Here is a 25,744-nt window from a genome sequence, read left to right on the forward strand (position 1 = left end):
CTATATGTACCACAATGATCGTTAGGATAACTAAGGACATGAAGTATTGATATCAGAGTGGTCTTAAAAGATAGAGCTGTTGTGATTTTTGGAACATTGCGGGTATTTTTTATTGGATATTATGAGTCTATTATTAGCCGATGTACTGTTCCTTTTTTTGTCTGATTTTTTAAGAATGGTCTCATATAATTGATCGGATTTGATGGCTATAGTGAATTCCGTCACTTGCGTAAAGACTTGCAATTACGCAAAGCCTAAATAATTCAGAAAAGGAACTTGAGTATGAAAAAGCACCTGATCGCTGGCGCTATGATGAGCGTTATTCTGTCTGGTAATGTAATGGCCGCTGATGCTGGTACAGCACAAGACAGTGCGACTTGGGTTGTGACTGCAGAAAAAAACAGCCATGCTCGTCTGATTGTTAGCCCTGTAGGTTCTATCAACTTTAAATATCTGCCAAGTAGCAAAACCTTTGCACCAACTGAAGCCCCATTTATTATTAACATCCAGAATGATAGTAAAGCAGGCCCTGATGCTACAGATTTTAAACTTGAAGCAATTCAAAGCGAAGGTTATGCCGCGCATATTGCTCAGGCCGATCAAAAATTTAAGGTTGTATTAAGTGTAGGTGATACGCCTTTATCTGAAGATGAAGGGCAACCAACTATGCTTAATAAGAGTGGTAGTCTGAACTCCTTCTTGTCATCATTAGATGGTTTGGCTGCCGAGTCTGAATCTGCTGACCGTTTTGTTGCAACAGCAGTAGCACCTGCGGGGAAAACATTTGAGTCATTAACTGATGGTATGTATGAAGGCCAAGCGCAAGTGACTTTCCTTGCAACTTGGAGCTAATTGCACAAGCAGAGCTGCACCTGAATTGCTGAGGCAGTCAAGAGGCTGCCTTATTCGTTATTTGTTAGAGATATTCTATGAAGCATCGTTATTTTTATGCACTACTTCCACTATTAATTAGCAGTTATTCGTATGCTTTTTATATGGATGATGTGACAGTTGAAATACCCTCTAAATCTGAACGAACAACACAAAAAATAAGCAATATTGATGAGCATGCTGCACACCTTATGGCCGTTAAGGTTGAGCCAATTAAGAGCCCGTTTACGATGGAACCGTTAATATCGGGCAATTCAAGCATGAGTGATATTACCTTTAGTCCTGCTCGGGCAATTGTTGCGCCGAAAAAAGATGTTGTTGTGAAGTTTTTTTATCACGGGCCAAAAGATAATCAAGAGCGTTATTACCGTATTATCTGGAATGATGAAGTATTAGTGCCGGGTGAGCACCATTCAGCAGGAATGGAGGCACAAGTTGCAACCAGCACTATTTTGTCTACGATATTGGTGGTAAATCCGCGTCAGGAAATATTAGATTACTCTTTAGGCAATAATGTCATGGTTAATAAAGGTAATACTGCTTTTCGCTATGTCGCATTTGGTGCCTGCCAAAAAGGGATTGTTCCCCCTAAAGATGGAGTGTGTCGTGAAGATCGTCGTATTATGCCACATACAGAAAGACCTCTGAAATCGGTTGATATCAGTGCACCAAGTAGCCATGTAGGAATATGGCATGCAGGTACATACGACTCGGCAAAATAATATCATTGTGCAAGAGGCATGAGATGTTTTTCCCCTTTACCGCGACAAGAAATATTTTTTTTATTGTAGGTATTAGTGTTGGTGTAACCCTCTATTTAGCTCCTCTGTACGTATTTGGGCAGACGACTGATTCTGATCTCAGTAATGAAAAATTGCTGATATCAGACAGTATTAAAACCATTCTCGAGGCTGGGATCGCCTTACCAATTACGATCATAAATAAAGATACAGCCACGGATGATGAAAATGAAATCGTTATTGGTTATGTTGATACTCGCTTACAAAATGATCGGTTGATCATTGATCATTTTTCAAAAAATGAAGAATTATCCTCTTTTCAATTATCCGATGCCGTTATGGCTGGGCTGTATGCGCTGAAATCTGCTGAATTTACACAATCAGGCACACTAACTGTTGCTGATCAGGCAACCTTAACATTTGATTTATTGCGCATGAGTGTGGCTATCACCCTTGATAAGCATGGATTTGCTGTTGATCATATTGCTAAATCTTCCGTATTGCCTACCGCGAGCAGCCATGATATTTCGGGGTTAGTTAATTACACATTAAATACTACACACTCGAGCGGCGATGGAAGATCCAGTAACTACGGCTATTTGGGGCTGAATTCAACGCAAGCCTGGGAAGAAAATCATCTGTTTGTTGATGGGTCAAGTACCTATAACGATGATAGTGGCGGGGATTTTAGCCTTGATCGGGCGGTGTTTGAGCGTGACATTGGCGGCCATTATGCTTCATTTGGGATGATGAATGGCTGGCAATCACAAGATTTAGGCTTAGTATCTACACTCAATAGTGATCGCATGTATGCCTTTGCCTATGGCAATAATGGCCGTTCACAGCAGCGCGATACCTCACAATCTCTCTCTCCAATTACTCTTTATTTTCCCTCTGCAGGTGAAGCTCGTATTTACCGTGATGATCGCCTGCTAAAAGTTGTGCAGATGCCGATGGGTATCCATGAAGTGGATACTGCTGCACTGCCTTCCGGCCTATATCAGGTAAAAATTGAGGTAGTGGTCGCCGGTAAAATTATCAGTACAACCAGCCAACAAGTTGAGAAAACTCAGTCTGCATTTGCAGATGGGAGTAAACCAATATGGCAACTCTGGGGCGGTATCAGCCAGCGTGATGAACGTACATCATTCAACGAAAATGGTTTTTTAGTCTCACCTGATACACCGTTAATCGAAGGTGGCAATAAACCGGTTGGGGGTGTTTCGTTATCGGGGCGCGCTTTTGGCAGTAATTTAGCAGCTTCAGTTTATCTGAACCGTGATACCTGGGTTGAAGAGGCCTCTGTCAGCAAACAATTTTTGGGCGGATTTGACGTTAATATCGGCAACATGAAAGCCTCTGACGGCAGTCATAATGTGACCGCTACTGTGGGTGCACCTTTGCCATTTGGGTTAGGTTCAATCCGGTTGGCTAAGGAGAAGGGCCATCAGGGGGAAAGGCTCGATTACTGGTTTGATAATCGTACATCAGTGAATACCTATATCAATATGGGAAAATTGATTGACGGAGCCGGTCAGTTGAATGTGACTTACAGCAAATCGGGTGATTATCAAGATGAAGAGCAGCAACTGTCGTGGGATTACTCACAGCACTTATACAGCGGCCATTACGGTGCAGCGTGGCTGAATGTCGGTTTGAATAAACAGACTTCACACTCTTATGGTGTGAGCGGTCATCAAAAAGACAGTTTTATTAGCCTCTCTTTCTCTATGCCACTGGTTGCTGATATCCAAATGGGGTATTCGCGCAACTCTGATGCCGATAGCCTCGACCTTTCCGTTGGTAAAAGCCTGGAAAACAGCTCGATTACTTATGTCGGCGGTACATTCAATCACAGCATGAGTGATTCAGGAAACAGTAACTATTACAACGCTTATGCCAACTTCAATGCTCGCTATGCTACCGGTACGGTGAGTGCCTCCGGTGGGCAGGGCAACATGAATACCAGTGTCAGCTTAAATGGTTCAGCAGGGTGGGATTTAGGTAAGGGCATGGCATTTGGCCATAACTCCGGGGAAGCGGGGGTTTTAATTGATCTGCCCAAAGGTAGTGGCCATGCGCTGAGCGCAGTGGTTAACCAGCAACAATATCCGCTGGTTGAGGGGCACAATTTCCTCTCGCTACCGGCTTATCAGGAGTACACCGTTGAAGTGAGTGATAACGAAAGCGGTGAGGTGACATTTGATACTGCCGAAGCGACCAAACAGGTGATCTTGTATCCCGGAAATGTCACCTATTTTAAACCGCATTTTAAGCAATTGATTACCGTATTTGGCCGCCTGAGCAATGCCAATGGTGAGCCTATGGCTGGCATCAATTTACGTAATCACATTGGTACGGCACGCACTAATGCAGATGGCAGTTTTTCAATTGATATCGATGTTGCGCATCCGGAAATACTGGCTGACAACGGTAAACAAGATTTTGAAATTGATATCAAGCTGCAAAATCCTAAAGCCACACTGCTGCTCGGTGATGTTCGCTGGAAAGGTGAATCACACATTATTTTGTCGCAGTAAAAGGGCTAGATTGTAGGAAAGATCTAGAACGCTGTCAGCACTATAACGTTCAATACTCACTATCGATAACAGGATAGCGGCAATGCAAAAACACCCTCTTGTTGGGCATGATTTATCATGCCAACATACTCTGTCAGTACCACATCGCAGTAATAAAAAACCGCCATGTGGTAAATCGTCGCTATTTGGTATCACACTGTTAGTGAGCAGCCTGTTTGCACTCCTCTCCCCGTGGCAAACCGCAAATGCATACCAAACGCCTGTTACACTCCCGGCAAAAATTCAGCCGCCAACGGGGCATTTTGAACATCCTGTCACCTTGCCGGGTGAGATTCAGCATCCGGTTACCTTACCGGGGCGTTTACCGGGGGGATTACCGCATCTTCCGGCTAAAATAACTGATTTGCATAGCCAACTAGAGCTGATCCTGATTGAGGATAAAGTCGCCAATAGCCAGTATTTATCTACCTTGGTCAGTAGTGGTGATACCCTGCAAGGGGCATTACCGCAGGCTATTTTTGGTGCACGTATACCGGGGTTGGGGGCTAAAAAACCGGCAATCTGGTATACCCATAACAGCAATAATATCAGTGATGTAAAAACCCTTTCAGCATTAACCCCTGTACAGGCTTTTCGCGGTATAGCTGATATACATGGCACTGCCGTGATGTGGGATGGTGGAACATTTACGCCACAAAACGGAAGGCAGGTCAATCCGGTACTCAGTGACACTGTGTTTAACCTGATATCGCAATCTTCACCGGGAACCTCCCGTACACTCGCTTTACAAGAAACGCTACAAAATGGGGATATTCGCCGTTTTGAAACTAATGTAACGAAAGCTGCGCATCTGACTCTGTTGCCGCCAACCGGAAAAGCGTGTCGTGATGAACGTGTCAATGGTATTGCCGGAAAACTCTGCACGCTGCGCACGATTAAGGGCAGTTCAGTCGCTCGCAGTGGTGGTGATCTGATGTTTACCATACGGGCACGGGTTGCACTGTCACAGGCACGTTTTCGTGTAGGTTCTCAATGGCATGCAATTGGCGATAGCGTACATATTGCTGAGTTTGCCAACAGCCACGCGATAGAGGTATTTTTTGTGCCTCCATCGGCCGCTGAGCGTGATCAGTGGCGGGCAGCACATCCGCAACAAAAGCTCTCTGAATTCGTCGAAAGCGGCTTTTATTCGGCATCCCGTCTGGCCAAAGGTGACAGATTTAACCTGCAACTGTTCGGATCTCAACTTAACACACGGCCTAGCGTTGTACTGTCGCGGCTTGGGTTATTGTCGATAGAAGATGCAGTGACACAACGCGGCTACGTTACCACCCTGAGCGGACGGGCTGAACAGGCCATTTATGGTGAAAGGCAACCGCAGGAGCGAAGCCGCCAGGCAGCATGGTATCTAGAGAGCGGTCATTTATCACCGCTGTTTCCACTCACCCGAATCACCAGCAGCCAACCGGTTAACCTGTTTTTTGGCATGATGGATACTCAGGGGCAGGTAAGTGCTGGCCGAGCAATGCCGCGTGATGGCCAAATAAATCCGGTATTTAGCCCGATAGCATTAACCGGGCTGGTTAAACAGCCATTGGGTACACAACAAGAGCTGGTTGCCAGTGGTCAGCGAACGGATGGTTCACGTGTCGAATACCGTACCAGTGCGGTTAAAGCGGCCGCCTTGCGTCTGGATAGGCCTTCGCGCGCTGAGTGCCGTGCGGATAAAGTGGATGGAGTCAACGGCCAGACATGTGTGCTGCGTACCATTAACGGTGAACATAAAGTCAGTAGTGGTGGCGATATTCGCTTTATGATCCGCAGTGGGTTTCCGCTTCCTTCGGCCCGTTTTCGTGTGGGTCATCAGTGGAATCATCTGGGAGACAGTGTCGGGCTTGCTGAATTTTCCCGAGCAAAAACAATTGATGTTTTTATCCCAAAACTCAGTGATCTGCATCAGCTTGCTCAGGCTCAGTGGCAGCAAATTATTACACAGGTAGAGATGCGTTTTTACTCCAGCGCCCGCCAAATTAAAGGTGATAGCTTCAGCCTTGCGATGCTGCCAAACAGTGTTAAGTTACCCGAAGAGCAGCGGCCAGATACGGGTACTTCGCTTAATACCACGTCAGTAAAAGTGTTGAGCGTGTCCGATGCTGTTGCCACTGAAGGCAAACCGCTAGAGAGTACCGTTACCTTCAGTGATGTTGTCACGGCCAAAATAATCTACCTTAAAACCACATTAGAGAACGCTTCACCTAATGATGTAAATCTTAAACGCGTTGAAATTCGTTTACGCAAAAACGGAAATGTGGTTTCAACCGTTGATTTAAGCAGTGGAAAACCGGTTGCTGTACAACTGCCGGCCAATGCAGAAAAAGAGCTGAATATCTCTATTCCTACCATGGCAGATATGGAAAGCCCTGAACCCGATGAAACCCTGATATTAGAGGCCAGTTTAGCTGCCGATATGCATGATGCAAAAAGCGGAACATTGGCGATTATTGATAAATCCTTACCGAAAGTGGCCTCGGTGAGTGACTCAAAAGCGATGGAGGGGGCGGCACTTAATAGTGAAATATTGTTAACCGATAAGGGGGCAGGGCATACTCTTTATCTTCAGACTGTATTGGGTAGTGCCAAAGAAAGTGATGTTGATTTAACGCACGTTACGGTTTCTTTCCAACATGCCCGAACTCAAATGACGGTGGATCTCAGTGGTAGCAAAATCACTGCAGTGGATTTACCCGCGGTGGTTGATCGTGAGGTTTATGTCAGTATTCCTACAATGAAAAATATAGTTCCAAATCCGGATAAAAATTTGGTATTGAAGGGCAGTTTTTCACCAAAAATGGAAAATGCACAAAGTGGTACACAAATCATTATTGATATGGCTCCGTGGAATATTGCTACGGTAACGGATGCTGAAATACCAGAAGGCACTACAGCAGTTTTACATGCAACTTTGAATTCAGAGGGGGCATTAGATGGGCAGGCACTGTATCTGCAAGCGGTATTGTCAACAGCAACATGGCAAGATGCTGATTTTTCTGATGTTGTGGTCAGCTACCCGAATACAAACGCGCCAGATGATCACGGTAGCTTAGTTGGTGGTGGTATTCATAAGGTTATTTTACCACCTAATGTGGGTAAGAAAGTTGATGTCTCTGTCTACATTAATAAAGATACTATTTCTGATGATGGCTACATGTTTCAGATAAAAATGGGTACAACTGTTGATATGGCTGGTGGCCATCAGGGAACAGTTATTATGCGTGACAGAGAAGGTGAATGGGAAGTGCGTTCAGTGTCTGATGCTACTGCAGAGGAAGGGGAAAATGCCATTTCTACCATTCGCCTGACACAAAAAGATTTAGCACATGAAAAAGTCTATCTGCGAACCAAATTTGGCACTGCCAGTGAAAGTGATGTTGATTTAAAACATGTAAAAATCAGTTACCCAGGCACATTACTTCCTGAGTCTGAAATTGATCTTTCGGGCGGGAAAATGGTGGCACACATACTGCCGGTTGGCATTATCGATCAGCTTGCTGTTAGCATCCCGGTTATTGTTGATAACGTATTGGAAAGCTCAGAGAAACTCTATTTAGAAGCCAGTAATAAGCCGGATATGCTTGTGCGTAAAAGCGGTACGATTATAATTACCGAAAGCACCGGCTGGGCTGTGACACAGGTAGAAAACGCGGAAGGTTATGAAGGTGAAGATGCCACTACCCACGTTCATTTTGTTGCGGCAGGTGGAACGGGAGGCGCGCTGCTCTACCTACAAGCCAAGCTGGGTACAGCTTCTGAAAATGATATCGATCTGGCTCATGTTTTGGTCTCTTTAGCTGGCGGGCGTAACAGCCAGCAAATTGATCTCTCTGCCAATAAAATTGCTAGTGTATTGCTACCTAATAAGACTGTTGAAGTCAGTATTCCGCTGTTGAAGGATGATATTGATGAATCTGATGAGCAGTTTACGCTGTTAGCTAGCCGTGACAGTAAAATGTCGGGCAGCAAGCAGGGTACGATAACCATTCATAACCGCGCTGCATGGAATGTTGTGTCGGTTGCTGATGTTACCGCCCGCGAGGGTGAAAATGCCGTCTCAACCGTCATGCTAACCGGTGATGGTGATTTAACCGGTAATCCGCTTTATCTTAAAGCGGTACTTGGCTCTGCATCTGCCGATGATGTGGCATTAGAGCATGTTATCGTACGTTTGCCAGGCAGCAATACCGGTACTCAGCTTGATTTATCTGGCGGTAAAACGGTGGTGTTTCCATTGCCTGCTGGCTTGAAAAAACAGCTAGAGATCGTGCTGCCGATCAATGAAGACCAACAAAATGAACCGGCTGAAACACTGACCTTAGTTGCCAGCCGAGAAATAGCAATGCAAGATCGTAAATCGGGTGTGATCACCATCATCAACAAAACCAGCTTACCCACCCTTGAGGGGATTAGCATCACACCACAAGCGAGCAATGTGGTTGAATCCCGGTTTGCTACTGATGAGCCTGACGTAGTAATCCCTTATTTGGTACGCGTTGAACTCAGTAATATGCCTGTCTCCTCAGCCACTCATTATTCAAAAAATGATGTTGCTACGTTACTGAAAAACCGTGCTGCGTCGGCTATTACCGTGGCAGCTAAAGTTGAGGGTGATCATCAAGAGGCAAATAAAAAATCTGTCTGTGCGTTTACCATTAACAGTGGTAATAAACATGCAGCAGTACCGGCTTATTTTGGTTATATCAGTGAAAGTGGTATGTGGGAATATACCCCTCAAAACTGTACTGGTGAGCCTATTTTACTAAAAGACTCACAACAGCTTGATGTCGGTGGTCACTGGGTAAAAGAGAAAGGTATTCGAACAGCCGGTATGGCCAGTTACACCTTAAAAACTCGGCTGGGTTTTAAAATGAGTGATCGGATTTCCGGCCGTGAAATCGAAACTCAGCGTGACTGGGTCGGCTCAGCAAAAGGCGAAGGTACTGTTACCGTTGAGCTTTCACTGGGTAATTAACAGAGACCAACAATGATATGTTTCGGGGTACGGTGTGAAAGCACCGACCCTGTTTTACATTTATAGGATAAAGCAGCATGTACCCGCGTATTGTTCCCCTGATCAGCTTGCTATCAGCACTGCTGACTTCCAGTGTTTTTGCCGTGCAAATGCAATCATTAAGTGAGCTAACCGGTAATAACAACACCCTGAATATCGATATTAAAAATAATGAAAAAGAAGAGATTATCTATACCTTATCGTTAAACGAAACCTCTTTCCCTGATGGTCATGAAACTCTTAAATCGACACATCCAACGCCTTTTTATGTATCACCCGCCCAGCTACGTTTAGCTGCTGGCCAGCAGGGCCACTTTACACTGCACTACAACCTAAAGCGTGATAACCAAGAGCGCTATTACCGCGCGTCAGTGCGTCAACTGGGTATTTTACCTCTTCAACCAGGGCAAGTGCCGACGGCTATTGTTACCCACTATCCAGTTAAAATTAAAAGCGTTGTTGTCGTACGTCCGATCACGCCGATAATGAAATATACATTCAAAAATGACCGTTTAACCAATAACAGCAATGGGTATATTTTGGTCATGCAAGATACACAGTGCGGTCAGCAGCAGGGCAGTACTCACTTCTTACCCGCCAATGCCAGCATGCAAACTCCTTTGCAGGATAAACAGCAAGTTATAACCATCGGTATGGTAAATAAACTCGCTACCGTGCTTGATAGCTGTAAAAAAACAGAGTAAATCGCTGGGGTTGGCAAATATAGTCAGTCGTATTGTGTTAATATCTGAAATCTCGAAGAGTTAAACTGCCAATATTGTTTTAACTATTAAAGTTTTACCTATTACACATAATGTGTTTTGAGGGATTATGTTCAGATTTCATCTACCCAAATTGCAGCAGATTGCACTATTTTTCACCTTAATATTTGGGTATAGCGTTGCCCCCGTATGGGCAACAGAGAGCCTGTTTACACCTGAGGAAACGTTATGGATAAAGAAAAATCGACAGCAAACAATCTATATTCCGGTCAATGTTTCGCATGAATTGTCCTATCACCGCTATCTTATTTCACTGTTAGAGAAAAAAACCGGCCTTAAGTTTTGGGTTAGCTCCTTGTATACAGGGCAACTTAGTACACAAAATATTGTGGAAGATAAAGATTTACCCGCAGTTATTTTTGGTGCTGACTATCGTTATTCACAGATATCTGTATTAACAAAAAAGTATCACTTTATCCACCCGTTTATGTATCTTCGGCATGAATTTGTTACGCTGGGAAAACATAAATTTGTCGGTACACTCGATCATTTGAAAACAGAGCGAGTGGCAGTGATAGAAAACTCCTATCTGTACCATAATCTTATTCAGCGAAACCAACCGCTAGCTGCGGTTTTGGTTCCTGCGCTCAATATCAATGATATCTTCGATAAATTACGTTCTGGTGAAGCAGATGTTGGTATTGTGGTAGGTGCTGAGTTTGATGCTGTGCAAGATGATAACAAAGATATGTATCTTGGCGGATATGTTAATTTGCCACCTAAGCCTTTTTCTGTAATGGTGTCTCAAAACACTACAGAGCTATATCAGATATTAAGTAAAGCGCTCAACAGTATTACCGCTAAAGAGATGGACCAGTCATTAATGACATGGAAAGAGTCAACAGAACAAACCAAACCTACACTGCACCAGCTGTGGGTGTCATATCGTTGGCAAATACTGGCTACTTTAATTATGATGTGCTCATTAAGCATTTCATTGCTGTGCTATATGTATGTTTATCGTGCTAAAAAACAGAGTGAAAGTATTAAAAGCCGTTTTTTAGCGATGATCAGTCATGAGGTGAAAACACCAATTGGTGTAATGCTGTCCGTTTTTGAACTACTGCGTGGTACGAAAGTAAACCATTCACAACGTGAAATGATTAATCAGGCTGATGATGCCGGGAAGTTGTTATTATCACTCTTGAACAATTTACTCGATATGTCGCGCCTTGGCGCGCGTAAACTTCATATTGATTTACGCTCGGTTAAACTGATTCCAATATTAGCTAAGCTTGAGCAACAATACGGAATTATTGCTGAACGTAAAAAAATAACATTAACCTTTTACGCACATAATATTGCTGATTATAACTACTTTAATATTGATGAATTGCGGGTCAAACAGATCTTACATAATTTAATCTCAAATGCTCTGAAATTTACCGCACAAGGTCAAGTGACTCTGTCGGCACGTTTTTGTAACCAGAAAGGGCAGGATAACGGTATATTGGAGTTTGATATCTCTGATACCGGTATCGGTATTGATGAGCAAGATAAAGTTAAACTGTTTTTACCCTTTTCACAAGTTGATAACTCAACTAGCCGTGTATTTGGCGGAACAGGGCTTGGGTTATCTATCTGTAAAGAGCTAGTGGAATTGATGGGTGGTTCTATCTTCGTGGAAAGTAAGAAAGGGCAAGGCTCACGCTTTATTGTCCGTATTCCAACTACCGCCAGTAAAGTAGAGGAGCCGCGCATTCAGAGCAGTAAACCGCTGGTGACTACACACGATGATCCGGTCATTTTATTGGTCGATGATCATGAGGCTAACCGGTTTGTTATTGGTCAACAGCTAAAACGGCTTGGTTATCGCTTTATCACTGCTAGTCACGGGCATGAAGCACTGGCTCTGCTTGATACAAAAACCGATATCTCACTGATTTTACTCGACTGCTATATGCCGGAGCTAGATGGTTTTGAGGTCGCTCAGCGAATTAGGCATAATGAAACCGAGCGCGGTCTGCCGATGACACCGATTATCGCCATTTCAGCCGATTCCGGCGAAGAGCACTACGCCCGTTGTCTTGATGCTGGGATGGATGGTATTTCAACCAAACCATTATCGCTCAAGCAGCTAAAAGCCCTGCTTGAATTGTGGATAGATACCGCCGAGCCTTTTGACAGCAGCCTGTCAATCGTTAGCTCAGAGAAGCCTGATGCCCCCGACAACGACCTTAGCGGTGAAGGTAAGCTGCTTGCCCGCTTTATTGAACTGAGTCAACAGGATATTGCTGATGGCCTTGTGCAGATAGATACCCAACACTATTCGGGGGCGGCGAACTCATTTCATCGAATTTTAGGTGGTGCAAATGTACTCGAACTTGATGCTGTTGCTGTGCTGGCAAAACAGCTAGAGCATGCGTTACGTGGCGAGCTGTACCTTAATGATCGCGAAGTGATCAAATTGAAAGGGGATATTGCCGAGCTGGCTTACCAGTTGGAAAAGTTAACTAGCTGAGTAGTTTATGCAAGCTATAAATAATACCAAGTATTACCTTTGTAAGCTTACCAGCAGAGTGGTTTTTATACGTATTTTCTACATTTCAATCTATTGTGGTATACTTCAGCAAATTTTCATATAAAAGATTGCACGCGTTAGCAACAAAGCTACAATATTTTCGCGTCTAAAATAATATAGGTCGGCCAGTAAAGATGCAAAAAAGTATCAGTGTGATGATTCTTGATGATCATGAAATCGTCAGAGAGGGAATGCTCTCTCTTCTTAAAAAAGAAGAGCGGATCTCTGTGATTGGAAGTTATTCCACTGTCGCAAGTCTAACCAAAGGAATTAAAGAGAATAAACCAGACTTGGTGATTGTTGACTATATTTTAGGCAAAGATGATGTTGATGGCTTAAATTTAATCAAACGTTTAACCACCCGAAACCCTGAATTGCTGATTTTAGTGGTCTCTTCAATTGATTCATCCACTGTAATATCTTTGCTGAAACGCACCAAAGTCAAAGGCTTTATCAGTAAAGGCTGTTCATTAAATACATTGGTTGATGGCATTAAAAAATTAACCCGTGGTGAAGAGTTTTGGCCTGAATCGAGCATTCTCCCGCTGACTGTATCAGCTAATACTACTGATAACAGTGGTGAAAATATGAATGATCTTTTAGATGCACTCACACCGAAAGAGCGTGAAGTATTACGCTGCTATATTAATGGGATGACTGTCTCTGAAATATCACTGAAATTTTCCCGCAGTGTAAAAACCATTAGCGCACAAAAGCAGTCAGCACGCCGCAAACTCAATATTGAGTCAGACAGAGATCTGTTTATGCTTAGTGATTATATTTAATACAAATAAAAAATAGAAATAATAGATAAACGAAAGATGCTCATTATATTGAAGTTAATGAGTTAATAAATAAGAAAAGTATCTTTTTATCTTTCCTGTTTTTATAATTTTTATTTTTATTTTTATTTTTATGCGTTATTAATCTTTTCCAATACTCAATACCTACTTCCTTCTCAGAATTCATGTGCGATTTTTGTACAGCTTGCAGTCAACCCTCTATATAACAATTCGCTATACTTAATGCTTTTTTGTTAAATCGACAAAAGTGACGAGTAAATATTGCTTTAGCAAAAAACAGGCATAAGAAAGCTCTTTTCCTTATTTCACCCCGCTCGGCGAACGCGCCATAGTATGCATTAGCAATCTATTTTAACGGTTTGGCAACAGCATTTGATGCCGTAGCAAAAAACGAGTCAGTGGGGGATACAATGGCAGTTCGCTCTTTTAGCGTAATCCCAGGGATGGGGCCTACACTTGGTTTTACCTTAGTTTATCTGGGCTTAGTGGTGTTGTTACCACTATCAGCACTGGTACTGTATAGTTTCACCCATTTATCATTAACTGATTTTTGGCACATCGTGACCCAGCCGCGGGTTATCGCATCCTATAAGTTGAGCTTTTTTGCCGCGCTAATTGCCGCTTTGATTAATACCGTATTTGGCGTGTTACTTGCGTGGATTTTAGTGCGTTATGAGTTTCCTGGGCGCCGTTGGGTTGATGCGCTAATTGACTTACCCTTTGCAATGCCCACCGCGGTGTCAGGTATTGCGTTGACTGCCGTTTTTGCCGGTAACGGAGTCATTGGCCACTGGTTAGCACCTTATGGTATCAAAATGGCGTTTAATCCAACTGGTATCGTCATAGCACTGATTTTTATCGGTCTACCTTTTGTGGTCCGGACATTGCAGCCTGTGCTCCGTGAGCATGAAAACATGCTGGAAGAAGCCGCCTCCTGTTTAGGTGCTGATCGTTGGCAGATATTCTCACGGGTGATTTTTCCCGTCTTATTACCCGCAATTATTACTGGTTTTACTTTGGCGTTTGCGCGTGCCATTGGTGAATACGGCTCGGTAATTTTTATTGCAGGCAATATCCCGATGGTGTCAGAAATTGCTCCGCTGATGATCATGAGCCATCTTGAGGAGTATGACTATGCCGGCGCAAGCGCGATAGCCGTAGTGATGCTGGGCGTATCATTCTTACTGCTGCTGCTGATTAATCAGCTACACGCATGGAGCCGTAAAGGAATTAAAGAGGACAGACTATGAGCCGGCAGCAAACAGAGCGTTCTTGGGTACGCTATAGCTTAATCGCACTGGGTTTAGGCTGGTTTACACTGATTTTAGTGATCCCCGTCATCGTTATCTTTCTTTCAGCATTCAGTAAAGGGCTGGATACTTACCTATCAGCTCTCAGTGATAGTGATGCACTCTCGGCACTCTGGTTAACGTTGACTGTCAGCCTACTGTCAGTGCCATTAAATATTGTTTTTGGCGTGTGTGCGGCATGGGCTATTGCACGGTTTAAGTTTCGTGGCCGTGAAGCATTGCTGACGTTGATTGACTTACCCTTTTCAGTATCACCGGTTGTTGCCGGATTAATGTTTGTGATGCTGTTTGGCAGCAACGGTTGGTTTGGTGAGTGGTTGGAAGCGTTTGACATCAAAATCATCTTCTCGACACCGGGTATTGTGCTGGCTACCACCTTTATTACCGTTCCGTTTGTAGCGCGCGAAGTGCTTCCGCTGCTGCAATCTCAGGGAGTAGAGGAAGAAGAAGCTTCTATTATGCTGGGTGCAAGCGGTTGGACAACCTTTTGGCGGGTCACGCTGCCGAGTATCCGGTTGAGTTTGCTGTACGGTGTGTTGCTCTGTACGGCACGCGCAGTTGGGGAGTTTGGCGCGGTTTCTGTGGTCTCTGGGCATATTCGTGGGCAAACCAACACTATGCCGCTGCACATTGAAATTTTGTACAACGAATACCAGTTTGCAGCGGCGTTTGCGGTTGCCAGCTTACTTGCCAGTTTTGGCCTGATTACCTTACTGGCCGAAACCCTGATTGATAAAATGCGTGAACGTCAGAAAAATCACATCTTGTCTCAAGGAGTTGAATCATGAGTGTTGAAGTCAAAAATATCCAAAAAGCATTTAACGGCTTTGCCACCTTGCATGATATCAACCTGACATTTCGCTCCGGTGAGCTGGCGGCGTTACTTGGGCCATCAGGCTGTGGTAAAACAACTTTGCTGCGTATTATTGCGGGATTAGAGCGCGAAGATCAGGGGCAAATCTTACTTAACGGGCAGGATGTATCGGCACTGTCAGCCCGTGATCGTAAAGTCGGTTTTGTTTTCCAGCACTATGCGCTGTTCCGGCATATGTCGGTATTTGAAAACGTTGCGTTTGGTTTGCGCGTAAAACCGCGTCATTTGCGCCCAAATGAAGCGACAATTCGGCAGAAAGTGTTAACGTTATTAGAATTAGTTCATCTTGGCCATCTGGCACAGCGTTATCCGAGTGAACTCTCTGGTGGCCAGCGTCAGCGTGTGGCGCTGGCACGTACACTGGCTGTTGAGCCGCAAGTTTTGCTGCTTGATGAGCCGTTTGGCGCATTAGATGCACAGGTTCGTAAAGAGCTGCGCCGCTGGTTGCGTGAACTGCATAATGAACTGCATGTCACCAGTCTATTTGTCACCCACGATCAGGAAGAAGCACTGGAAGTGGCTGATCGCATTGTGGTGATGAATAAAGGGCAGGTAGAGCAGATTGGCACACCAGATGATGTGTATGAGTCACCGGCTACCCCGTTTGTACACCAATTTCTGGGAACGGTGAACTTACTGCAAGGTCAGGTTAACGGTGATAGTATCCACTTTCACGGGCATATTTTACCGATATCTAACAGTGTTAGCGCATTATCAGGCAGCGATGCAACTGCCTATGTGCGTCCGCAAGATATTGAGGTCTTACCGGCTAATGTCAATGTCGGTACACCGGCCAAAGTGGTGCGCTTACTGCGTTTAGGCTCAGGGATTCGGGTTGAGTTTATTACCGAAAATACCGGGAAAAATGCCGTGGTAGAAGTGGATATGAACCGCGAACAGATTGCACAACTTGGTTTAACAGCAGGAAAACAGGTGCGTCTCTGCCCGCAGCGGGCGCATGTTTATCCATCAGTCATTACGGCTGAACAGACCAAACCCCATACAGCGAAACAAGGAGAACGCGCCGCATGAATTTCCAGCAACTCAGGATCATCCGTGAAGCTGCCAGACGTAATTACAACCTAACTGAAGTCGCAAACTCACTGTTTACGTCACAATCGGGTGTCAGTCGGCATATCAAAGATCTTGAGGAAGAGCTGGGCATTGAAATTTTCATTCGGCGCGGTAAAAGGCTGTTGGGGATGACAGATCCCGGCAAAGAGCTGTTGGTGATTGTCGAGCGAATGCTGACTGATGCCGGGAATATCCGGCGTCTGGCATCATCGTATTCGGCAACCGACAGTGGTTATCTGCGCGTTGCTACCACCCATACACAGGCGCGTTTCTCATTACCGGGCGTGATAAAAGAGTTCCGACCGCTATTTCCCAAAGTGCAGTTGGGGGTCAATCAAGCCAGCCCCGATGAGATAGTATCACTGTTGCTTAGTGGTGAAGTTGATGTCGGTATTGCCAGTGAACGGATTAATGAGCATCCGGATTTGGTCTGCTTTGAATATTACCACTGGCATCACTCAGTGGTAGTGCCTAAAAACCATCCGTTAGTACATACCCCTATTCTTACCCATGAGCTGCTCTCAGCGTATCCGCTCATTACCTATTATCCGGGGTTAACCGGCCGCTCTCGTATCGACAATGCGTTCCAAAAAGCCGGATTTACACCCGATGTGGTACTGAGCGCGCAAGATGCTGATGTGATAAAAACCTACGTAGAGCTGGATATGGGCGTGGGCATTATGGCCTCTATGGCCTTTGATGCACGCAAAGACACTGATTTGGTGCAACTCAATGCCAGCCATCTCTTTGCACCTAATACCGCATGGCTGGCGGTAAGAAGGGCGCAATATCAGCGCGCTTATGTGCTGAGTTTTTTACAAATTTGTAATCCAAGTTTAAGTATCAGCGATATCAAAGAAGCTATCTGGAAAGAGCCGCAAGAAGAGCATGTTTTACAGTTTGATATTTAATGCGCCAGATGTATAAGACATCCAGCGTGTAGAATTTAGAAGTATAAGACCTAGAAGTATAAGGCTTAGATGTGTAACAAGAGGTATTTGGCCGGTTACTGTTCGCTTTATACACCATACCACCGCGAACTTGAAAATTTGCCTGCTGTAATCGAAACAATGATTATCATCAGTGCCCGTTGCTAATACGGGCACTGATATTAGGTTAGACAGTTACAGGTTACTGATTATAAGCGTTCTCACCGTGTGTGGTGACATCCAGCCCGATACGCTCATCCTCTTCGGGAACACGTAGGCCAATAATCACATCAACCAGTTTGTAGCAGATAAGGGCAACAACCCCTGACCAGAGAATCGTGATCCCCACACCCAATGCCTGAATTTTTACCTGTTCCCACATTGAGTAGGCCGCCACACTGTTGGTGACATAATCCCATACGCCTGTTCCGCCTAGTGCAGGGTCAGCGAAAACACCGGTCAGAATTGCGCCTAGAATACCGCAAACACCGTGTACCCCGAAAACATCCAGAGCATCATCCGCACTGAGCCAGCGCTTAAGCATATGAACGCCCCAGTAGCCCGCCAGCCCTGCCAGCAGGCCAATCGCCAACCCACCACCGATACCGACAAAACCGCAAGCCGGTGTAATGGCAACCAGCCCGGAAACAGCGCCAGACACAGCACCTAGCAGCGAAGGCTTGCCTTTAATCAGCCACTCAGCAAACAGCCATGTTAGTGTGGCGGCAGACGCAGCACTCCAAGTATTAACGAATGCCAGAGCAGCCGTACCGTTGGCTTCAAGCGCTGATCCAGCATTAAAACCAAACCAACCAAACCAGAGTAGTGCAGCGCCAATCATGGTCATCGTCAGGCTGTGTGGTTTCATCGCCTCACGGCCAAATCCGACACGGCGCCCTACCATGTACGCCCCCACTAACCCCGCAACCGCGGCATTAATATGCACAACTGTACCGCCGGCAAAATCAAGTGCACCGTGGCGGAATAAGTAACCGGCTGTCTTGGTAGCAGCACTGGCGGCTTCTGCGCTGGTATAAGCATCAGGGCCGGCCCAATACCAGACCATGTGCGCCATCGGCAGATACGATAAGCTAAACCAAATAACACAAAACAGCAGCACTGCAGAAAACTTCATCCGCTCGGCAAACGCCCCGACAATCAATCCGCAGGTAATTGCTGCAAATGCGCCCTGAAATACCACATAAACGAGCTCATGCACCCCAACACCTTTTGAGAAGGTGGCGGCAATAGAATCAGGTGTCACGCCTTTAAGCAGCACTTTATCGAATGACCCGATAATGGCATTACCCTCGGTGAAGGCGATTGAATAGCCGTAGACTATCCATAAAACAGAGATCAGGGCAAAGACAGTGAACACCTGTGCAAGCACTGAGAGCATATTCTTTGAACGCACTAAGCCGCCGTAAAAGAGCGCTAACCCGGGAATTGACATCAGGATCACCAACGCACTACAGATCAGTAGCCATGTGTCATCCGCCTTATTGATTGCTGGTGCGGGTGCAACACCTTCGGCATAGGCTGATGATAGGGTAAACAGCAGGCCGAATAGGGCCGCAAAAACAACAGATAAAGAGCGTGTCATGGCAGGCCTCTCTTCAGCATAAGGGTTTTTTTTCACAATATAGCTCCTTGCATGATGTAGCTCCTTGAGCAGTGCAACTTCTGAAACGGTATAACGTTTAAATGATATAAGCGTCTTGCTGCATCATGATCATGGTGATCAGCCATGAGTCCTGTTGCCTTGTTACAGTGCCGAATCATCCGTTTCACCGGTTCTGATCCGAATAACCTGACTGAGCTCACAAACAAAAATTTTGCCGTCACCAATTTTTCCGGTGTAAGCCGCTTTTTGTATGGCATTGATGACCTCTTCAAGCTGATCATCAGAAATTGCGATCTCAATTTTTACTTTGGGCAGAAAATTAACCACATACTCAGTACCGCGATAAAGCTCGGTATGACCTTTTTGTCGGCCAAACCCTTTCACTTCTGTTAGGGTCAAACCTTGTACTCCTAGCAGTGAAAGTGCTTCCCGCACATCTTCGAGTTTGAAGGGTTTTATAATCACAGTAATGAGTTTCATAGTGTTCCTTTGATATGAACAGGATGACCTGATTACCTTAATATACGCATAATGTATGCCATAAATTAATGCCGTGTTAAAAATTCTTTAATTTATTTCTATTTTCTGGTTTATCGTGGTTTTGCCTGCGGTTATCCCTATCCCTAGAAAAAAGCTTTTTAAAAAAGGAAAGAGAACAGCGCATATTGGGTGAAAAATGCACTATTTCAGTGCATAAAAATACGCTGAGTGCACTGAAGAAGAGCAAAACTCAAAGAGAACAGAACATAAAGAGTATGAAAGATAGGGAGTAGAGCTAGAGAAGCGAATAGAACATAGCGATATAAACCGGAGTTAAACAAATCGGCATGGTGATGCAATAAAAAATGCCAGCAAACGGTATTTCCGGTTTACTGGCATCGGGTTTTATTTACGGCAGTTAAATGTGCCTACTTTTCAGATTGAGTGTAGTCTGATGCAGACTGTGCTTCAGGAAATTTCATATCTTCATAACGCACTAAACGGCTCTTAAATTTAATGCGATAACCCAACCACAGCAGAATAAACAGTGGGATACCAATATAGGTTGCCACCAGACTTTGCATATCAACATAGGTTGATGTAAATGCCTGATAATCTTGACCAAATGTTACGAAAAGGCACAGTGCCAGCGCAAATAACGGGCCAAATGGAAACCATTTTGCGCGGTAAGGTAGCTCATCAAGCGAACGGCCTTGTGCCAGAAACCCTTTACGGAAACGGTAATGACACAGCGAAATACCCAGCCATGCAATAAAACCACTCATGCCGGAAATATTTAGCAGCCACAGATAAACGGCCTGATCACCAAACAGCGAGCTTAAAAAGCACAGTGCGGCGATGACGGTTGTTGCATACAGCGCATTGCGTGGCACACCAGCTGGCGTGAGTTTGCCAAAAAACTTCGGTGCCATGCCGTTGAGTGCCATGTTATAGAGCATGCGTGTAGAGGCATACATACCCGAGTTACCAGCAGACAAAATAGCGGTTAAAATCACGGCATTCATCACGCTGGCGGCAAAGGCTAAACCGGCATTCTGGAAGACCAAGGTGAACGGGCTAACGCCGACATCCTGTACATTATTTTGCAGCAGGGCAGGGTTAGTGTAGGGGATCAGGCAGCCAATTAAGAAAATAGCCAGCACATAAAACAGTAAAATGCGCCAAAAAATCTGCTTGATAGCACGCGGAATATTCCGGCTCGGGTTATCTGATTCACCGGCAGCTACGCCGACCAGTTCAGTGCCTTGGAATGAGAATCCGGCAATCATTGCCACACCAATAATGGCAGGTATGCCGCCTGCAAACGGTGCATCACCCATGGTGAAGGTTGCCCAGCCTGCGTGGGTGTTGGCGGTGTCATTAATGATACCAAAAATCATCATCACCCCGACGATGATAAAGATAATAACGGTAATCACTTTGACCATTGAGAACCAGTATTCACCTTCCCCGAACCCTTTTACTGAAAAGAAGTTAAGGAAGAAAATAATGGCTAAAAAGATGCCACTCCAGACTGTTCCGGGTATTGCCGGAAACCAGTAAGCCATCACAATAGATGAAGCGGTTAATTCAACCGCAATAGTGACTGCCCAGTTGTACCAGTAGTTCCAACCCAGAGCAAAACCCATAGCCGGAGAGACAAATTCATCACCGTACGTCGAGAAAGAACCAGAGACCGGCATATAAGCGGCCATTTCACCTAAACTGGTCATTACAAAATAGACCATCAGGCCAATTACGGCATAAGCAACCAGCGCACCGCCGGGGCCAGCTTGGGCAACCGTAGCACCCGAGGCAACAAATAATCCGGTTCCGATAGCACCACCAATGGCTATCATCGTTAAGTGGCGTGCTTTTAATTCACGTTTTAGCCCTGGAGCCGGTTCTTCTTTGGTTTCATTGACGTCGTGCATGGCTTATGGGCACTCCTCTTAAACAGCGTTATTACAGTTGGAAAGACGCATATAAAACGGATTTGTGATGTTCAACACAAGTATTAATTATCGTAATTGATCTCAGCAGAACATGAAGCTGTTTTTTTGTATGATTTTCACTATTATCATTTTGATTTTTAACAGTATTTCTAAGATGGTAAAAACGTAACTGAATGTGTCTATGAATGGCGATTAGAGTGAATTAGCTACTTGACATATTGAATATTTATTTCATGTCTATTTCTTGGTTAAATAGCATTACTGGTTAAGTTTATATCTTATTTATGTGTTAAGTCTCTTTTCGTCCTCCTTTTTTCAACTCTTTTTTTGCTGATTTATTGACCAGAAGCCGGTGTGTTTTACTGTAGCAAAATGAGCAGTTCTGTTATTCTACTGGCCTATTAAACTGCCCTTTTTTTACTCGCTTTAGGACACTATGGCCCCGATATTGTGTGTATTTTCCCGCGTTAACAGAGCCTTGTGGCTCTCTTTACTGCTGGTTTTTTCTCTTTTCTGCGGTAGTACGGTTACTGCAGCACCTAACTTTAGCAGTGGTTCATTTGAATTACCGCAAACGGAAGAGCTGCAAACTCAGTTAGACGGGCTGGCGAAAAAAGATAAATTATCGCCGACTCAAGCCACACAAAAAACAGAGCTTGAACAAACTATTGGTTTTCTCGATTCAATTGATAAAGAGAAAAGCAAGATCCGTGAAATTCAGCAGCAATATGATAAAGCGCCTGCCCAGTTGCGCCAGCTGCAAGAGCAGCTAAGTAAATTACGAGATGGGCTAGATGAAACGCGCTTGCATAAAGAGTTTGAACGCTTGAGTTTGGCTGAATTAGAAAAAAGACTCAGCAGCACACTCACTGATACACAAAAAGCACAAGAGCAGTTATCGGCGGTGAATAGCCAGTTAATCTCAATGCAGACACTGCCTGAGCGTGCGCAAGCTGCAATGAGTAAAGCCTATGTGCGTATTCAGGATATTCGTAATATTCTCAACGGTGTATCCGCTGATCAAGATGGTTTAACCGCAGGGCGTAAGCAGCTGTTAAATACTGAAGTCGCGCTGCTTAATGTACAAATTGAGCGTCGGCAAAAAGAGCTAGACAGCAACACCACGTTGCAAGATATTGCGCAAAAACAACGTGATATTTTTACTGAACAATTGAATCAGTATGAGCAATATTCACAGTTACTGCAGCAGCAAATTAACCAAAATAATCTGACCCAGTCAGAGAAAACGGTTGCTGATGTTAGTGGTTCAGAGCAGGCCTCGACAGAAGATCTGAACCCGCTGGTGGTTAAAGAGCTGGATAAAAATCAGCAAATAAGCCAAAACCTGATCAACGCAACGCAGCAAGTAAATACCATGGTACAAGAGAATACCAAGGTAAAAAACTGGCTCGACAGCGTGACACAAACTGAGCGCAATCTGAATGAGCAAATCTCGGTATTAAAGGGGAGTTTGCTGCTATCGCGTATTTTGTATCAACAGCGTCAAATGCTGCCCGATGCCGATTTAGCCCGTAATCTGGAAGAGCGTATTGCCGATCTGCGTTTAGAGCAGTTCGAGGTGAATCGCCAGCGCGATGAGCTGTATCAGCCCAACCAATATGTTGATCAGCTAGCTGCGCAAAATGGTAATACACCATTATCAGAGCCGGTGCGTAAAGCCTTAATTCAGGTGCTTGATGCACGTAAAGAGTTGTTAGATCAGTTTAATAAACAGCTGGGTAATCAGCTGAATATGTCGATTAACTTGCAGCTAAATCAGCAGCAATTACAGCGTGTTAGCAATAGTCTGCAAAATACACTGCAACAGCAGATTTTTTGGGTAACCAGTAACAAACCACTCGACTGGGCATGGGTCTGGGCTTTGCCTGCTGCCATGTTTTATCAGGCTCAAGAGATAGTGAACGATGTTCACCTTGCCAGCTGGGCAGGGCAAGAGCTAAAACTGCTGTTCATTATTGTTCCTTTACTTATTTTGGCCGGATTAATTATTTGGCGGCGTAAAGATCTGACTAAGCATTTGCAATCAATTGAGTCAGATATCGGGCAATTACGCCGAGATTCGCAGCTACATACCCTCAGAGCATTATTGCTGACGATGCTGCAAGTACTACCGGGCACACTTTTTGTGGTCAGTTTCGGTATGCTGTTTATTTTCAGTAATTTAAGTAGCCCCACAATTATCTGGCATCTGACACTGCGTTTTGCTTTGGCTTATCAGGCCTTTGGTATGCTGGCGCGCGTGTTACAGCCGGGCGGGATTGCTGAAACGCACTTCAACCGTAAAGAGTCTGAAATTAATCACCTGCGCCGATCATTGCACTATATTGCATTGGCGGTTGTACCGCTGATTTTAGTCTCTACGGTCGGGGAGCTTGAGCCTTCAAGTCTGGCGGATGATGCTATTGGGCAAGTGATTACCATCTCGATGCTGATTGTGATGGTGTTCTTGATTTACCCAATCTCCCGTTCCCGTATTGATGAGAACGGAAACAGCCTGCTTCGCTTGTTTGTGATGTTTGCCATCATGCTTGCGCCGGTAGCCCTGATTGCCTTAGTGGTGCTGGGTTATTACTACACCTCATTGAAACTCACCGCTAAGCTGATCGATAGCTTCTATCTGGTGATGCTCTGGTGGGTGGTACATGAAACAGCTTTACGTGGTTTGGCTGTAGCCGCCCGCCGTTTAGCATACCGCCGTGCCATGGCGCGCCGTCAGCAAAAAGCACATGAAAATGCTGAGGGTGGTGAGATTATTGATGAACAACCTATGGCACTGGAACAAATTAACCAGCAGTCATTACGTTTATCTAACATGGTGCTATTCCTGATCTTCTTGGGCGCGTTTTATTGGCTCTGGTCTGATCTGGTCACCGTTATTTCATACCTTGATAGTGTGACTTTGTGGATCAACACCAATGTCACCGATGGCATTACACATGCGGTAACCCTGCGTGATCTTCTGATGGCGATTGTGTTTGCGGTGGTGGCGTATGTACTCACCCGCAACTTACCCGGCTTACTTGAAGTACTGGTGTTATCGAAGTTGCAGTTGGGGCAGGGGGCATCGTACGCGATCACAACTATGCTCTCGTATGTGATTACCGCACTGGGGATCATGTTGTCACTGTCGGCTGTGGGTATGTCATGGGATAAACTGCAGTGGATAGCTACGGGTTTATCGGTTGGTCTGGGTTTTGGTTTGCAAGAGATCTTTGCGAACTTTGTGGCCGGTCTGATTTTGCTGTTTGAGCGCCCGATCCGTATTGGCGATACTATCACCATTGGTAACTTTACGGGTACGGTGAGTAAAATTCGTATTCGTGCTACTACGGTGACTGATTTTGACCGGAAAGAGGTCATCATCCCAAATAAAAACTTTGTGGTTGAGCGATTACAAAACTGGTCATTAACCGATACTGTCACCCGTGTACTCATTCGGGTGGGTGTTGCGTATGGCTCTGATCTAGAGTTAACACGTAAACTGCTGCTGCAAGCTGCACATGAAAATGCGCGGGTAATGAAAGATCCTGAGCCGTTAGTCTTTTTCTTAACCTTTGGTCCTAGCACGCTGGATCATGAACTGCGTGTTTATGTGCGTGAGCTGCGTGATCGCAGCTTCACCGTTGATGAGCTTAACCGCCGGATTGCTCAGTTGTTCCATGAGAACAACATTGAGATTGCATTCAACCAGATGGATATTTACGTTAAAAACCTAAATACGCCAACCGAAGACGAAGTGAAAGTGCATTCAACCACGCAGGTATTACCACCTAAACTGGCTGAATAGCTGTTGAGGTAAAAAATGGGGCAAAACTGGCATTGTGCGCAGACAGGTGAGTTATCTGTGACAGTGCAATATCGGTTTTGCCCCGTTGTTATGAGTATTTATCATGCCCATCTTTCGTTATCGCTAAATCATCATTTCTGTTCTGTTATTTACTCTACTGGTATCACCGTGTCTTTTTGCATGGCGCATTTACGCTGTATATCCTGTTTTACAATATCAAGTGCTTTCAGTACCACTTCAGGTGCAATATCGTTGGTTTCCAACAGATAGATAAGGTCAACGGCCAGTTTTATTTCCGGTGGTGCTTGTTCAAGGCTCATGGTGTTTCCTGTTACGGGGTGAGTCTGC

General features: G+C 44.8%; 16 protein-coding genes and 1 pseudogene. 13 read left to right on the forward strand and 4 right to left on the reverse strand.

Annotation, left to right across the window (positions count from 1 at the left end):
- Positions 1-282 precede the first annotated feature (282 nt).
- From AC1HDJ_RS07870 to AC1HDJ_RS07925, 12 genes and pseudogenes are all read left to right on the forward strand, one after another.
- Entirely contained in the window at positions 283-852 is a 570-nt protein-coding gene (locus AC1HDJ_RS07870; RefSeq protein ID WP_479534835.1) for a common pilus major fimbrillin subunit EcpA, read from the forward strand.
- A gap of 77 nt (positions 853-929) precedes the next feature.
- On the forward strand, positions 930-1,613 hold the full coding sequence (locus AC1HDJ_RS07875) for an EcpB family pilus assembly chaperone (RefSeq protein ID WP_479534837.1): 684 nt from the start codon (positions 930-932) through the stop codon (positions 1,611-1,613).
- 23 nt (positions 1,614-1,636) lie between these two features.
- Positions 1,637-4,171: a TcfC E-set like domain-containing protein gene (locus AC1HDJ_RS07880; RefSeq protein WP_479534839.1), complete on the forward strand. Its 2,535-nt coding sequence runs from the start codon at positions 1,637-1,639 to the stop codon at positions 4,169-4,171.
- Positions 4,172-4,253: 82 nt separating this feature from the next.
- Entirely contained in the window at positions 4,254-9,197 is a 4,944-nt protein-coding gene (locus AC1HDJ_RS07885) for a hypothetical protein (protein WP_479534841.1), read from the forward strand.
- A 77-nt stretch (positions 9,198-9,274) separates the two neighbouring features.
- A complete protein-coding gene (locus AC1HDJ_RS07890; protein ID WP_479534843.1) occupies positions 9,275-9,940 on the forward strand; it encodes a hypothetical protein in 666 nt (221 codons plus the stop codon).
- A 127-nt stretch (positions 9,941-10,067) separates the two neighbouring features.
- Positions 10,068-12,479 carry an ATP-binding protein gene (locus tag AC1HDJ_RS07895; protein WP_479534845.1) on the forward strand — a complete coding sequence of 804 codons (2,412 nt, stop codon included), beginning with the start codon at positions 10,068-10,070 and terminating at the stop codon, positions 12,477-12,479.
- A 194-nt stretch (positions 12,480-12,673) separates the two neighbouring features.
- Positions 12,674-13,324, forward strand: coding sequence for a response regulator (locus AC1HDJ_RS07900; RefSeq protein WP_479534847.1), 651 nt, complete (start codon positions 12,674-12,676; stop codon positions 13,322-13,324).
- Between the two features lie 428 nt (positions 13,325-13,752).
- Positions 13,753-14,592, forward strand: coding sequence for a sulfate ABC transporter permease subunit CysT (cysT, locus tag AC1HDJ_RS07905; RefSeq protein ID WP_479534849.1), 840 nt, complete (start codon positions 13,753-13,755; stop codon positions 14,590-14,592).
- Entirely contained in the window at positions 14,589-15,440 is an 852-nt protein-coding gene (gene cysW, locus AC1HDJ_RS07910) for a sulfate ABC transporter permease subunit CysW (RefSeq protein ID WP_438636135.1), read from the forward strand. Before cysT ends, cysW begins: the two co-directional genes overlap by 4 nt.
- Positions 15,437-16,282, forward strand: a pseudogene (locus AC1HDJ_RS07915) (sulfate/molybdate ABC transporter ATP-binding protein); the annotation flags it as partial. The gene cysW and the pseudogene AC1HDJ_RS07915, both read left to right, overlap by 4 nt.
- Positions 16,265-16,558: a TOBE-like domain-containing protein gene (locus AC1HDJ_RS07920; RefSeq protein ID WP_479537048.1), complete on the forward strand. Its 294-nt coding sequence runs from the start codon at positions 16,265-16,267 to the stop codon at positions 16,556-16,558. The pseudogene AC1HDJ_RS07915 and the gene AC1HDJ_RS07920, both read left to right, overlap by 18 nt.
- Positions 16,555-17,511, forward strand: a complete 957-nt coding sequence (locus AC1HDJ_RS07925; RefSeq protein WP_479534851.1) for a CysB family HTH-type transcriptional regulator — start codon at positions 16,555-16,557, stop codon at positions 17,509-17,511. The genes AC1HDJ_RS07920 and AC1HDJ_RS07925 overlap by 4 nt, the downstream gene beginning before the upstream one ends.
- Positions 17,512-17,731: 220 nt before the next feature.
- Here AC1HDJ_RS07925 and amt read toward each other — a convergent pair whose 3' ends face one another.
- From amt to AC1HDJ_RS07940, 3 genes are all read right to left on the reverse strand, one after another.
- The gene (gene amt / locus AC1HDJ_RS07930; protein ID WP_479537050.1) at positions 17,732-19,132 is read right to left on the reverse strand and encodes an ammonium transporter; all 1,401 of its coding nucleotides are present in this window, start codon (positions 19,130-19,132) and stop codon (positions 17,732-17,734) included.
- A 162-nt stretch (positions 19,133-19,294) separates the two neighbouring features.
- Positions 19,295-19,633: a P-II family nitrogen regulator gene (gene glnK, locus AC1HDJ_RS07935; RefSeq protein WP_479534853.1), complete on the reverse strand. Its 339-nt coding sequence runs from the start codon at positions 19,631-19,633 to the stop codon at positions 19,295-19,297.
- A gap of 428 nt (positions 19,634-20,061) precedes the next feature.
- A complete protein-coding gene (locus AC1HDJ_RS07940; RefSeq protein ID WP_479534855.1) occupies positions 20,062-21,567 on the reverse strand; it encodes an amino acid permease in 1,506 nt (501 codons plus the stop codon).
- 457 nt (positions 21,568-22,024) lie between these two features.
- On the opposite strand from AC1HDJ_RS07940, the gene mscK reads away from it, so the two are divergent.
- On the forward strand, positions 22,025-25,396 hold the full coding sequence (gene mscK, locus AC1HDJ_RS07945) for a mechanosensitive channel MscK (RefSeq protein WP_479534857.1): 3,372 nt from the start codon (positions 22,025-22,027) through the stop codon (positions 25,394-25,396).
- A gap of 149 nt (positions 25,397-25,545) precedes the next feature.
- Here the strand turns inward: mscK and rsmS are convergent, their stop codons facing one another.
- Positions 25,546-25,716 (reverse strand): pleiotropic regulatory protein RsmS, encoded by a 171-nt coding sequence (gene rsmS, locus AC1HDJ_RS07950; protein WP_479534859.1) that lies wholly within the window; start codon positions 25,714-25,716, stop codon positions 25,546-25,548.
- Between the last annotated feature and the right edge of the window lie 28 nt (positions 25,717-25,744).

The organism is Plesiomonas sp. ISS29 (genome assembly GCF_056522795.1).

Coding starts and splice junctions, on each gene's coding strand:
- mscK (WP_479534857.1), top strand. CDS start 22,025: ATGGCCCCGATATTGTGTGTATTTTCCCGCGTTAACAGAGCCTTGTGG.
- AC1HDJ_RS07885 (WP_479534841.1), top strand. CDS start 4,254: ATGCAAAAACACCCTCTTGTTGGGCATGATTTATCATGCCAACATACT.
- glnK (WP_479534853.1), bottom strand. CDS start 19,633: ATGAAACTCATTACTGTGATTATAAAACCCTTCAAACTCGAAGATGTG.
- cysT (WP_479534849.1), top strand. CDS start 13,753: ATGGCAGTTCGCTCTTTTAGCGTAATCCCAGGGATGGGGCCTACACTT.
- AC1HDJ_RS07875 (WP_479534837.1), top strand. CDS start 930: ATGAAGCATCGTTATTTTTATGCACTACTTCCACTATTAATTAGCAGT.
- AC1HDJ_RS07940 (WP_479534855.1), bottom strand. CDS start 21,567: ATGCACGACGTCAATGAAACCAAAGAAGAACCGGCTCCAGGGCTAAAA.
- AC1HDJ_RS07890 (WP_479534843.1), top strand. CDS start 9,275: ATGTACCCGCGTATTGTTCCCCTGATCAGCTTGCTATCAGCACTGCTG.
- AC1HDJ_RS07870 (WP_479534835.1), top strand. CDS start 283: ATGAAAAAGCACCTGATCGCTGGCGCTATGATGAGCGTTATTCTGTCT.
- amt (WP_479537050.1), bottom strand. CDS start 19,132: ATGACACGCTCTTTATCTGTTGTTTTTGCGGCCCTATTCGGCCTGCTG.
- AC1HDJ_RS07895 (WP_479534845.1), top strand. CDS start 10,068: ATGTTCAGATTTCATCTACCCAAATTGCAGCAGATTGCACTATTTTTC.
- cysW (WP_438636135.1), top strand. CDS start 14,589: ATGAGCCGGCAGCAAACAGAGCGTTCTTGGGTACGCTATAGCTTAATC.
- rsmS (WP_479534859.1), bottom strand. CDS start 25,716: ATGAGCCTTGAACAAGCACCACCGGAAATAAAACTGGCCGTTGACCTT.
- AC1HDJ_RS07925 (WP_479534851.1), top strand. CDS start 16,555: ATGAATTTCCAGCAACTCAGGATCATCCGTGAAGCTGCCAGACGTAAT.
- AC1HDJ_RS07880 (WP_479534839.1), top strand. CDS start 1,637: ATGTTTTTCCCCTTTACCGCGACAAGAAATATTTTTTTTATTGTAGGT.
- AC1HDJ_RS07900 (WP_479534847.1), top strand. CDS start 12,674: ATGCAAAAAAGTATCAGTGTGATGATTCTTGATGATCATGAAATCGTC.